Origin of the sequence: Limnohabitans sp. Rim28 (genome assembly GCF_000293865.2) — a bacterium.
GTDB lineage: Bacteria > Pseudomonadota > Gammaproteobacteria > Burkholderiales > Burkholderiaceae_C > Limnohabitans_A.
Genome location: NZ_ALKN02000027.1, coordinates 1 through 10,378, shown reverse-complemented (window position 1 = coordinate 10,378; position 10,378 = coordinate 1). Strand labels below are relative to the sequence as shown.

Genomic DNA, 10,378 nt, shown 5'->3' with positions numbered 1-10,378 from the left:
AGACTTCTCCACAAACACTTCTTCCATGACCAAGGGGGTTCCCCGGCACATGAACTATGGATTGGAAATCCGAAACATCGACACAAGTAAATGCTTGCTCGTGAATGCACTGATCCACCCCGCTGAGAAAAACGCGTAGCCAACCGGTATGAACCTATATGAAACCACTGCACATAGGTATCAAAGAGCAACTCCATGGCTACTAACAACACTCCATCCTCGAACCCACGGGCTGAAAAAATGGGTGACGTACTGGACGCCTTGTCCAGTGGCATCGCCAAAAGCGCAGCCAGAGAACCCAAGTTCGAGCCCAAACTGTTGGTTCCAGAGGTAACGGCCGAACCTGCCCGCCAACTCCTGACCGAAAAAATGCTTGCCGATCGTTGGGTGTGTTCAGTGGCACGACTTCAGCGCTGGCGCACCGTCGGCGAGGGCCCGCAGTACTTGAAGATCGTGGGGAAAGTGCTGTACCGGCTCAAAGACATTGAGGCCTACGAGGAAGCCAGCCTGGTCCGGAGGATGTTCTAGATGAGCATCCCGAAAGCCCCGAATGAATTGGAAATTGTTCGAACGACTTGGAATCAGTTCGAAATAGTCTTGGCGGGGCTTAAAGGATTCGAAAGCACGATCAAACCAACTCAACAACAGCCTTCAACTGTGCGGGGCTGCTGTAAAGATAGGCAGCTGTGGTTTGAATGCTGCGGTGGCCAGCCAGCGTCTTAAGCAAATGTATAGCCGTGCCCTTGTTGGCAAGGTTTGTGAGGAAGGACCTCCGGCCACTATGACTGCTGGCACCTTCAATGCCAGCTGACACGTACAACTGCGTCAGTGTCTGGCTGAGGCTGTTGGCTGAAAACCCGCTCTTGATGCTCTTTTGACTTGCAAAGAGGGGGTAGGACCTGTCTACGCATTTGGTCTGAGCCACATAAGCTTGCAATTCCTCATTCAGTTTCTTGCTGACAAACACTGTGCGGGCGTGCCGTCCCTTGGTCATGTCTGGCAGCAGTCGAATTTCATCTTTGACACCGCCATCACCGTTGACAACATCCTGCCAGCGCAGGCATGCAACTTCTCCAACCCTGAGTCCGGCGTAGTGCGTCAGCAAGAGCATGCAGCGATTGCGTTCTGCATATTTTTTGGTACTGATAAACGCCAGCACTGGTTCCAGCTCATCAGTTGTAAGGGTCTTTGCTTGGGCCATCTCGCTTCTCCTAAATCACATGTTCTGTGTGCTTTAAGTATGTTTTCAACGATGGATTTGGACAATCTGAAACCCGATTCGCCATCGGGCTACCAGTGCGGCGCAGACAACGTCAGAGCGAACAATTTGTGGATAACTTTTTGCGCGAAAAAATCCTTAATGATTTCAACGCTGAACCGCAAAAATCTTGAGAAAGTAGCGTTTTCATAGATTTTTTGTGGATAACGATTCAGGGCTGTGGATATCGGGTTAGATGGATTGAGCAGATAAGCTGTAAGCAGCGATCAGCAGATCCAGCACCTATAGTATTCAGTGCTGCAAGATCGGTTGCTGCAGCCTGTTTATGTGCTTTTATGGTGCTAAGTTGTATTGCATCAATAGTTTGAAGCAAAACGCCGTGGGATTCTCCCCACGAAATCGCCGTAAAGCGTTTCAACAGGGTCATTTTCTGGTGACAGCGCTAGCTGGAGATCAAAAGTCAACGCCTAAGCTTGCAGAAGTTCTACCGAGCATGGACTCCGACTGCTTGGCAGCGATTGTTGATCTTCGTTGCAGGACGGAAGAAGGTCGGTTTATCGGCAGTGGGCGTGACTGAGGCCGGTATGGGCGTGGTCCGGTGCCGTGGTGGCAGGTAGTCGGTGTCGGTTGCTGCTGCGCCCCATATGCCCAAGTCCATGAGGGCAAGCGTAATTTCAAATCTGTGGCCCGAGCAACCGAGCGGACTTCCGAAATTTCATTCGCCTAAATGGTGCCAATCTGTCTCTGGTAGAAAACGCAGAAATTTATCGACGGCATCAAGCTCACCATGTTTTTCCGCCCATTCCAAGTGCTCTCTTAGCCTGATCATCTTCATCATCGCAGGTGTATCGTGCCAAGCCGCCAGAATGAGAGGAAGCGCTGGTTCCCAGCCGTTACCTTGGCGAGAGCGATTAGGCAACATTTTCCAAAGCCTATTCCATTCATCTGGAAGGGGGCATACACGCTTATTTTCAGAACAGTAGGAAATTAATTTTTCAAGTTGCGTGGTCATGGAGAAAGAGTTTTTCAATACAGGAATTGCTGTAGGTTTTCAGAAAATCCACTCTACGATTTAATCTGAATTTTGTATTCAGGTCCTTTGTAGTGCTCTCCCCAAACTGCTGATCGGTTGTACTCATGGTCTTCACGGATACAGTTTTCACGTCCAACCGTATTTGTATTCTCATCAGTTCTAGTGTGCTCCGCATAGAGCACATCATGGTTAAGAACATCGGTAGTAATTGTGACCCAATGACCAGAGTTAATTTGATCCGTCCATCTATTCATTACTTCTTGGCCGCTTTTGTTATAGATTCTGGTAAGCCTATATTGCCTCGATTTTTCAAGACGCTCCACTCGTTGAACAAGAAAAATTACCGCGTAAAGCATGATCGATACCAATGCGGACAGGACAATCGTTATGCTTTTCCAGAACGAGACATCAAAAATCCATGTCAATAGAGCCAGCACAACGCATATGCTGAAACTAAATTGAATCACAAGCACGTTGATGGATTTATTTGAATCTGGAGCTGAGTCAGACATCTTTTTCCTGGTTGTTGACTATGTGTTGCTGAAATGTGCCTTTACATCCGCGTTTGCCCCTTGCCCCAACGTACCACTTGCCAGTCGCAAGTTCAGTCCACTTGTAGTCATAGGCAACAGTCATTGATACATCCTGAGATGGTCTACGCTGCCGGAATCAATGTAAAGCTCACCCTGTAGCGATAGAACACGATGTTCTGTGTAACCCGTAAAGCTCGCTTTATCCGTGTGTCGTCTTCAAAGGCAATGATCACGCCTTTTACCTTCTGGTTCGGCTCTGCTAGTTCATCCAGAACATAGCCCATGTAGCGCTGAATTTGTCCTACTACTACATCGCTGGCTCGACCTTTTTTCAACTCCACAACAAGCAACTCTGAGCCATCTTTGCTGATCGCAAGAATGTCGATGGGGCCGGTGTCACTGGGGTACTGCTGACCAACCATCTCACCATCAACGGTGTAGATGTTGTACTTGCGACCCAACTCAGTACCGCCCCAGTTGGAGACAAGGAAGTCTTCCAGATGTTTTTCGAGTGCGAATTCTGCTGGGTCTTCAATGGTCGGATCGCTGGCGACAATAGCTGGTGGGCGTTGTCCACCGATCAAGCGTTCAAGCTCTTCGGTATATGAACTGATGTCGCAGCAAGTACCTGTAGAGTTGGTTGACCGTTGAAGGTCTTGGCTCATGTCATCCCGGTCAAACAGATCAGGGAACCAGCGAACCTTTCTTCTGTGGGGCAGTACGTTGCCAGCGACGTAGTAGTAATCGCTGATGATTTCACCTGCCCGGTAGCGACGCTCACCATTGGGCGTGATCACGATGTCGCCTTGCCTCAGCCCTTTAGACACTGTCCATGTGAATCCACATGCCAATCCCGCAGCAATCTTTGTTTTATCTGGATGACTGGCCATGTAAATCGGAACGAACTCGCGGTTGAAGTCCCGCAAGTTCTCGGGTAAGCGTCCGTTCAAATCAACGGGTATTTCGTAGTCAACTCCAATGAAGCCCTCATTGAAGCACTGGGAGGCGTATACGCTCCTTGGGCCAGCCATAACTCGGTTGTAGGCTTTCATTGGTTCTCTCGTCACTGCTTGGCACCGGTAGCACTGACCTGTGCCTGCGCCAGTAAGCGGCGCTCAGTTCTCAAATATACAAGGGCTTGGACGTCCCATGTCCACGGTCCATCCAGATGAACTAAAAGTCCCGCATGAGAAGCACGGGGTAACTATTCGATAGCGCTTGAAAACACTACATGTAGTGTCTGGACATCCCAGCGGACACCATATGCAGGCTGGCAAATAAAAAAGGGAAGTCAAAGTTATGAGTCCCGACAAAACGTCGGGTTTCTGGTCGCCCAAAAACGCATCTGAAAACAAACTGTGTCCATGCATACAAGGATACAGCGATGAGCACATTTGACCCTTCAGTACTGGCCCAGTTCACTGGCACCGAGCGTTACTATCGTTTGAACCGCAAATGCCTGCTGACTGATGGCACCAAGTACTTGGCAGAAGCTGCAGGTGCTTTCTGGCTGATGGATGCGGTTGCTAGCTATTTGATCGAACTGGGTACGGATGATTGGTTTGTTCAGGTAGAGCTTGCAGTCACAGGTTCCCGTGCTGTGCTAGCGCTGGAAGACGGTAATCGCAGTGTTCGTGCACAACAAGAAATTCCATATACAGACTTCCCCATTTCACAACAGACCTTGTATGCCTGCTGGGATGGAGAGAACTGGGTGCTGATGCTTCCCAGTGAGTACTGAATCAATCTACACAGGGAAAAATCCCACGCGCAGCGTTGCTGACTAGTTTGGTGGCTTGATCTTTGTAACGGCTTGCGGCCATTTCTCTACGTTGATGCTCTTCACGCATGGTAAGTTCTTGCTGCACAGAGCGACCAAGGTGGATCTCAGCAAGTCCCGTTACCTCCGCGAGTTCATACAGCAGGATGTCTGGCTGTTTGTGCAGGATTTCAGCTACATGTACCAACTGGGGCAGCGTCTTTTCATGCAGCTTGCTTTTATGCAGCTTTACACGGGCAGTGCTTTGCGCCCATACATCTAGATCACGACCAGGGTGGTGCTCATCCAGTAGCTTGTTGATCTGCTCAAGGATGGTGACCCGACGCAGACCCATCGGTATATCTAGGATCAGAAAGTTCTCTGGCTCTACTTCAAGCTTCCCTAAAGCTCGGTCCTTGGTGATTGCCCTGACCTTGGGATAGTCGTGTCGTTCACTGAAGATCTTTCGACCTGTCTTGCGCCACCAATCTGCCCATTTCAATCGTACATCCCCGAAGTTGGCATAGGTCTGCGCCAGTGGGTGATCTCGTCCTTCCACATCACAGCACTCCAAGTATTCGCTGCTGGCTCGTAAGCAGCGCCACCACAGGTTGTACAGGCTGCCCTCCACTTCCCGTGCTTCCTCTTCAAAAGGCAGTGGCTTGCGAAAAGAGCGTGGGATGGCCTTGAGTCGGCCAAGTTCTTCATCAGTGGGCATGGGGTGTCTTGCTAACAGAGCTGGTTTGAATTCATTATTTCATCTTTTTATTCTCTAAATCAATATTCTCCTTATTCAGTTGCTGAGGTGTCGGCGCTAACAGAGCGGTTTTGAAATGATTATTCGGCCGCAAGAAAATCAATCACCGATAAAGTCGAGGCTCTGAATTTGAAAGGAGATTTAAATGTAGGTTAATTTTAATTGGCAATTTATTTTTGAATTTGAGTAAGGAGAATTTTATGAATAAAGAATATTGTTTTGAAGTGGTAGGTATTGAGTTATTTGTGAGTGGGTTAAGTCCGATGACAACTGCAAAAATCGCCCATGAAAATGGATTGACGTGTGAGTGGAATGAGGAAATTTGTTTATTTGAGAGAAAATTTGCAAAGCCTGTTTATATAACGTCTAGCGAGGTTTCCGATTATTTAGATCAATTCTCGGATCTGAGTAATAGATACTTTGGTGAATTTGGTGCTGAATATTTGGGGGCATCTTTGCAGTCCAAAAAATTAATATTTTAAATCATAAAAAGGAGTATTTTATGCGAGTTATTTTCGTAAAAGGCCGTGATATTTATAAAGCTGCTGTGGCCGGCGCTAAACGAGGCTACAACCGCAGTACCGACGACCATTCGGCCTATGAGCGTGCACTGGGCGCTTGCTATGACTATCACTTGTCGACCGTGGTCGAACCAAGTGCGCGACTGAATATCTGGCGCGAAACACGCGGCAGCTGGCGCAATGCCTATTTGCCGGTGTCTTTTCTCATGGAGCACGAGCACATTGCTGGCAAACCCTCTGAGGGTCATGCACGCATTGCCGTGCACAGTGACTCGATGAAGGTCATCGACGTGCCCATGGACTCTTGGCAAAGCCTTGAGCGCAATGCCAAGGTCTGCAATTAAGTGAAGTACTTGGGGCAGTGCGATTCAGCACTGCCCTATATCCACACAAGCAAGAAAGGACAGCGAGATGAAAAACGTTTACCACTACACAAAAGGCTATTGCATCGGTCAAATTCTCTTGGCCAAACAAATCGAGCCGATGACCAAGGGTGAGCTACCTGGGGATAACTTGGTGTGGCTGACGCGTGAGGAAACCTATCCAAGAACAGCGTTGCCGGCAATTCCAGAGCTACCAGAGACGCTGATGATGAATCAGCTGCAGCAGCGTCAACCCGTAGATCTGCTTAAGGTAGCGGAAATGGTGGGTGGGGTGTGGCGGTTTGTGTTCGATGCTGGCCGGCATCCCCAAATCAAGAGCTGGTATGGCAGTTACCAGCGCAACAAGTACGTTAAGACCCCATTTGGGCAAGTGGCAGAGAGGCTGGCGCGCCAAGTGGGCGATCAAGTGGACTACTGGGCAGTGGCGCAAGGGCCGCTGAGTATTGTGGGTGCCAGGTTGCAGCAACTGACCCCACAAGGCTGGGTAGATCGAGTGAGCCTCTTCAAACAGCAAGGCGAGCTGATGCTGGAGGAGTTTGGCGGCGTAAACACAACAAAAATCATCAATGACAGCATTCGTATGCGCAGGGTGTTGTTCGGCTAAAAAAAAGGACGAGCTACAAGCAAGTCACTCCACAACCTGGATATTTGCTCGGGTTTACTGGGCGGCTTGCTCAATTACTATAAGCGTGTGACTTTTTGCGGTAACACACCTGTTTTGCAGAATGCACACGCCTCCTTTGCAATTTGCACACACCTAATTTGTAGTGGGCTAAATAGATCTAGATGCAATACGCATCAAGGAGGCTCCAGTGATCAAGATTGAAGTTAGACCAGAGGTTGAACGGGCGCTGTCTGCGGCGTTTCCCGTGCCGAAAAATGCAGCACATCGTGCCCTGCGTAAATACGTCCAAGTTTTGGAGCAGTTGCTGGCACAGGCAATGATAAATGGGCGAACACCCGAGCAGGTCAAGCTCAACACGTACAGCATTTCACTGCAGCGCCTCGCCAATCTGGGTGGGCAGATAGGTCCAGATCGAAAACGTGTGCATGCTTGGCTCAGAGAAAAAGGTCTGGAGTTAGTTCGTACCGTGACTCAAGGGAGCAATCTCACAGGCGTTGTCTCCACCGTGAAGCTCACAGAGCTCGCCAACTTGGTGCCTGTGATTGGTACGCTAACCCATACGGAGGATATGACAATTACGACAAATCGCGGACCCGACTATGTGCTAGACGCAGTTGATACAGAACTTACCAAAGATGTCGACTGGCTTGAAGTTGACATGAAATCTCTAAATGCCTACATGCAGTGGGTAACAGAGCAGAGCACACTGATTTCGAAAGAAGACAAGCAGCGCATCCTTTTGCAAGCCAGCACCATCTTTGCTCAGGCCAGCAGTAACGGTGGAAAGTACGCTCAAATCAAGAAGCCCAGCGTATTTGGGCGCATGTATTACGAGGGGCTGAGTATTCAAAACGTCAACAGGGAGCTGCGCAGGGCAATTCTCGGAGACTGCTGGGAATATGACATCCGTTCCAGCGTGATCTCTTGGAAGATGGGGTTTGCCAAAGAATGTCTTGCTGCAATTAGTCGTCAGCAGTCGATTCGGCATGCCTTTGCCGCGACCATTTCCTATTTGGAGGACCGTGAGGACTTCATGCGAACAGTGCGCCACTTCATCTTTATTGAGGGCAGCAATGTTCCTCCTGACTTACAGCGCAAATTGCTCAAGCAAGCTGTGACTGCTATCAGCTTTGGCGCAAGAGCCTCCACCTCAGGTTGGTTCAACATGTCAGGGCAATGGACCAATCCTGCATTGGTTGAGATTCTCAAGAACACTGAAGAGCGCCATAGATTTTTGGGCGATCCAACGATCCGCAAATTTATTCAGGAACAGAACCAACTGGACGATTTCATTTTTGACCTATTTAAGAGGGAGGCTTCAGATTTCCTCAAGCAGCCATACCTCCAAACACCTAGCGGTAGAGTCAGTAAATCCAAAGTGCTGGCGTTCTGTTACCAGCACAGCGAAACTCAGGTCATGGACATTGTTCGTGACATGGCTTCAAAGCATGGCCGAATTCCATTGGCAAGCATCCACGATGCAGTCTTTTTTCGACAACGTCTAGGCACGGAGCTCAAGTGCGAGATTGAAGCAGTAATTAGGGATCAGACAGCCAATCCTTATTGGAGTCTTGGCGCTAAAGAGCTGCAGGGGTACACCTGTGTAAGCAAGGAGCTGCTGGAATATGAGGTGCAACACCAGCGTCGAATTCAGCTTGAAGAAGCAATGGCTGTGGGCTACGTAAACCCATGGAGCTGATGACGGCCTGGTAACCCGCCAGATTGGCGGGATTCTTAAAAAGAGGTCGTCCAATCTGAAGTCTGAACATAAATTTGTGATTCCTGCATCACTTCGAAAGGAATCAAATATGACAGGCTTGAGCGCATTAAAGCTGGTGTCCAGCAAACCTATCCCAAAGTCCAATCCCCGAGTAATTCGTCGTCAAAAGCTGTGTAAGAAGCTACTGCAGCAACTGGAGATGGCACGTTGCTTTAAAGCTGGTGGTACCTACGAGGTCGTGATCACCAAACGCGTCAAGGACAATGAAACAGGGGAGTACAAACAAATCCAACATCCCAAGAAGATCAAGCCCTGGTGGTGGACTGCTGCTGACGGGAAAACATGCCTGACCGTTCGCTACGGTGCTAAAACTTTGGAATTGATCAATGGCCGCAATGCCATTGAGACGGATGGAATTGATGGGGTAATTTCTGCTCTTGAAGTTGTTCAAAAGGCAGCAGAGGCAGGCGAGTTAGATCTGCAGATTGAAGGCCTAGTCAACAAGCATTCAGAAGCTAGCCAGACCACTAGACCTACCTTGAGTCTGCGCAAGCCTGCCTGAAAAAGTGATAGCAACGCCTGCAGTGTGTTGGCGTTGCTTTTCCCGGCATTAGTTTGAGCGGTTGATCTGAGCAAGCGTATTGATGGCCTTCTGTTTGGCAATTCGCTCACGCTCTGCCTTTAGTGCAGAGGCTGCACGCTCCTTAGCGGCCTTGAGACTGTCTAGTCGAAGCTGTTCTGGCGTTTTGCTGGCAGTCTCGTCGATCAGCAGTTCTTCTGCAACTTCGCTAGGCACCGACAGCACAGCATGGAAGCCATAGATAGCCTGCAATAGCCAGCGTGCATCGTTTGCATTAACCGCTCTGACTTGCGTAGGTATGCTTCGCTCCGTGCCGTTTACACGTGCTTTGATCAATGCAGTGAAGGTCTTCATGTCTTTATTTATTCCATGCATAAATAATTTATGCGAGATGAAATGCATGAAGACCAAAGCTTCGAGCAGCACCTGTACAGCCAGATGTGCCGGGTTTATCCTGAGACCACAGTTAGATCTTTCAGCGCAGCACTAGGAAAGAGCGCGGGGTACTGGAGCAGTGTGTGTGCTCAGGGACTCAAGGTTTCTAATGCTGCTCTGCTGCACTTGATGGATCATTTGGAGTGCAAGAAGATCCGGTTGGATGCATCGAGTGCTCGCAGGCAAGGCATAGAGAAAATTCAAAGACAGATCACCGAGCAGCTGCTTTCTAGGCTGGATCTTTCAGCAGAGACGCCTTTGTCAAGAAGAAATGAAGGTTCCAGCTCCGATAAGCTGTTACCAACGGTAATGGATCAACCGCTACCTTTTGTTATTTCTACAAACGGATACCATTCAATGTAAAACTGCATGACCGGTGTTTCTCGCGGTTATGCAGGTTACTTTGAGCCCCACCTCTGGAGTAAATATGCCATCACATGTGTCTGTAAAGATATCAGGTCCTGCGTTTCGAGTCACAGCCTATGTGATCAACAGCAAAATTCTCAAACAACTTCAATCTGCAACCGAAGAAGATGCGTTGTATGAAGACAATCCTCTTAGTGTGGTCGGCAATCTCGCTCTGCGATCGATGCGAGTAGCAAATGGATTCTGTATAGATAGCGTAGATGACTTCGATGTTGAAGTGCAGATTGATGAGGAGCCCCACGGTGTTTGTCAACAAAGTTGTCCGCTTTTCTAAACGGCTATCGCCACTTTTTCTGGCGATCTCACATGCTCCCTTGGCGGGTTCAGCCACACCTCCTTGATGTGCTCCCAGTTGCGCGTATGCCTTGACTTCCATCGGCCCGGCTT

General features: G+C 49.1%; 15 protein-coding genes. 8 read left to right on the top strand and 7 right to left on the bottom strand.

Annotated elements, in window-relative coordinates:
- Positions 1-195 precede the first annotated feature (195 nt).
- Complete coding sequence (locus B472_RS16515; RefSeq protein ID WP_238147474.1) at positions 196-528, top strand: hypothetical protein; 333 nt, start codon at positions 196-198, stop codon at positions 526-528.
- 100 nt (positions 529-628) lie between these two features.
- Here B472_RS16515 and B472_RS16510 read toward each other — a convergent pair whose 3' ends face one another.
- From B472_RS16510 to B472_RS16500, 4 genes are all read right to left on the bottom strand, one after another.
- The gene (locus B472_RS16510) at positions 629-1,201 is read right to left on the bottom strand and encodes a site-specific integrase (RefSeq protein ID WP_019425720.1); all 573 of its coding nucleotides are present in this window, start codon (positions 1,199-1,201) and stop codon (positions 629-631) included.
- Positions 1,202-1,934: 733 nt separating this feature from the next.
- Complete coding sequence (locus B472_RS17035; RefSeq protein WP_133176134.1) at positions 1,935-2,231, bottom strand: hypothetical protein; 297 nt, start codon at positions 2,229-2,231, stop codon at positions 1,935-1,937.
- A 53-nt stretch (positions 2,232-2,284) separates the two neighbouring features.
- The gene (locus B472_RS16505; RefSeq protein ID WP_026039290.1) at positions 2,285-2,764 is read right to left on the bottom strand and encodes a hypothetical protein; all 480 of its coding nucleotides are present in this window, start codon (positions 2,762-2,764) and stop codon (positions 2,285-2,287) included.
- Positions 2,765-2,907: 143 nt separating this feature from the next.
- Entirely contained in the window at positions 2,908-3,837 is a 930-nt protein-coding gene (locus B472_RS16500) for an endonuclease NucS domain-containing protein (protein WP_026039289.1), read from the bottom strand.
- Between the two features lie 332 nt (positions 3,838-4,169).
- Between B472_RS16500 and B472_RS16495 the strand changes: the two genes are divergently transcribed.
- The gene (locus tag B472_RS16495; protein WP_019425717.1) at positions 4,170-4,526 is read left to right on the top strand and encodes a DUF6876 family protein; all 357 of its coding nucleotides are present in this window, start codon (positions 4,170-4,172) and stop codon (positions 4,524-4,526) included.
- A gap of 1 nt (position 4,527) precedes the next feature.
- Here B472_RS16495 and B472_RS16490 read toward each other — a convergent pair whose 3' ends face one another.
- Complete coding sequence (locus tag B472_RS16490) at positions 4,528-5,262, bottom strand: hypothetical protein (RefSeq protein ID WP_019425716.1); 735 nt, start codon at positions 5,260-5,262, stop codon at positions 4,528-4,530.
- A 239-nt stretch (positions 5,263-5,501) separates the two neighbouring features.
- On the opposite strand from B472_RS16490, the gene B472_RS17030 reads away from it, so the two are divergent.
- The 5 genes from B472_RS17030 to B472_RS16470 all read left to right on the top strand — a co-directional run bounded on the left by B472_RS17030 (position 5,502) and on the right by B472_RS16470 (position 9,112).
- Positions 5,502-5,783, top strand: a complete 282-nt coding sequence (locus tag B472_RS17030) for a hypothetical protein (RefSeq protein ID WP_026039288.1) — start codon at positions 5,502-5,504, stop codon at positions 5,781-5,783.
- Positions 5,784-5,803: 20 nt separating this feature from the next.
- Positions 5,804-6,166, top strand: coding sequence for a hypothetical protein (locus B472_RS16485; RefSeq protein ID WP_133176133.1), 363 nt, complete (start codon positions 5,804-5,806; stop codon positions 6,164-6,166).
- 67 nt (positions 6,167-6,233) lie between these two features.
- Positions 6,234-6,809 carry a hypothetical protein gene (locus tag B472_RS16480; RefSeq protein ID WP_019425714.1) on the top strand — a complete coding sequence of 192 codons (576 nt, stop codon included), beginning with the start codon at positions 6,234-6,236 and terminating at the stop codon, positions 6,807-6,809.
- Between the two features lie 208 nt (positions 6,810-7,017).
- A complete protein-coding gene (locus tag B472_RS16475) occupies positions 7,018-8,529 on the top strand; it encodes a hypothetical protein (protein WP_133176132.1) in 1,512 nt (503 codons plus the stop codon).
- 109 nt (positions 8,530-8,638) lie between these two features.
- A complete protein-coding gene (locus tag B472_RS16470) occupies positions 8,639-9,112 on the top strand; it encodes a DUF6641 family protein (protein WP_019425712.1) in 474 nt (157 codons plus the stop codon).
- A gap of 48 nt (positions 9,113-9,160) precedes the next feature.
- On the opposite strand, the gene B472_RS16465 is transcribed toward B472_RS16470, so the two are convergent.
- Entirely contained in the window at positions 9,161-9,484 is a 324-nt protein-coding gene (locus tag B472_RS16465; RefSeq protein ID WP_238147473.1) for a hypothetical protein, read from the bottom strand.
- Between the two features lie 42 nt (positions 9,485-9,526).
- On the opposite strand from B472_RS16465, the gene B472_RS16460 reads away from it, so the two are divergent.
- Entirely contained in the window at positions 9,527-9,928 is a 402-nt protein-coding gene (locus tag B472_RS16460) for a hypothetical protein (protein ID WP_019425710.1), read from the top strand.
- Between the two features lie 91 nt (positions 9,929-10,019).
- Here the strand turns inward: B472_RS16460 and B472_RS17385 are convergent.
- On the bottom strand, positions 10,020-10,378 hold a 359-nt coding region (locus tag B472_RS17385; protein ID WP_238147472.1), incomplete at its 5' end, for a hypothetical protein.

Excerpts from the sequence above, each read along its gene's own strand:
- B472_RS16515 (WP_238147474.1), top strand. The coding sequence starts at position 196 with ATGGCTACTAACAACACTCCATCCTCGAACCCACGGGCTGAAAAAATG.
- B472_RS16510 (WP_019425720.1), bottom strand. The coding sequence starts at position 1,201 with ATGGCCCAAGCAAAGACCCTTACAACTGATGAGCTGGAACCAGTGCTG.
- B472_RS17035 (WP_133176134.1), bottom strand. The coding sequence starts at position 2,231 with ATGACCACGCAACTTGAAAAATTAATTTCCTACTGTTCTGAAAATAAG.
- B472_RS16505 (WP_026039290.1), bottom strand. The coding sequence starts at position 2,764 with ATGTCTGACTCAGCTCCAGATTCAAATAAATCCATCAACGTGCTTGTG.
- B472_RS16500 (WP_026039289.1), bottom strand. The coding sequence starts at position 3,837 with ATGAAAGCCTACAACCGAGTTATGGCTGGCCCAAGGAGCGTATACGCC.
- B472_RS16495 (WP_019425717.1), top strand. The coding sequence starts at position 4,170 with ATGAGCACATTTGACCCTTCAGTACTGGCCCAGTTCACTGGCACCGAG.
- B472_RS16490 (WP_019425716.1), bottom strand. The coding sequence starts at position 5,262 with ATGCCCACTGATGAAGAACTTGGCCGACTCAAGGCCATCCCACGCTCT.
- B472_RS17030 (WP_026039288.1), top strand. The coding sequence starts at position 5,502 with ATGAATAAAGAATATTGTTTTGAAGTGGTAGGTATTGAGTTATTTGTG.
- B472_RS16485 (WP_133176133.1), top strand. The coding sequence starts at position 5,804 with ATGCGAGTTATTTTCGTAAAAGGCCGTGATATTTATAAAGCTGCTGTG.
- B472_RS16480 (WP_019425714.1), top strand. The coding sequence starts at position 6,234 with ATGAAAAACGTTTACCACTACACAAAAGGCTATTGCATCGGTCAAATT.
- B472_RS16470 (WP_019425712.1), top strand. The coding sequence starts at position 8,639 with ATGACAGGCTTGAGCGCATTAAAGCTGGTGTCCAGCAAACCTATCCCA.
- B472_RS16465 (WP_238147473.1), bottom strand. The coding sequence starts at position 9,484 with ATGAAGACCTTCACTGCATTGATCAAAGCACGTGTAAACGGCACGGAG.
- B472_RS16460 (WP_019425710.1), top strand. The coding sequence starts at position 9,527 with ATGCATGAAGACCAAAGCTTCGAGCAGCACCTGTACAGCCAGATGTGC.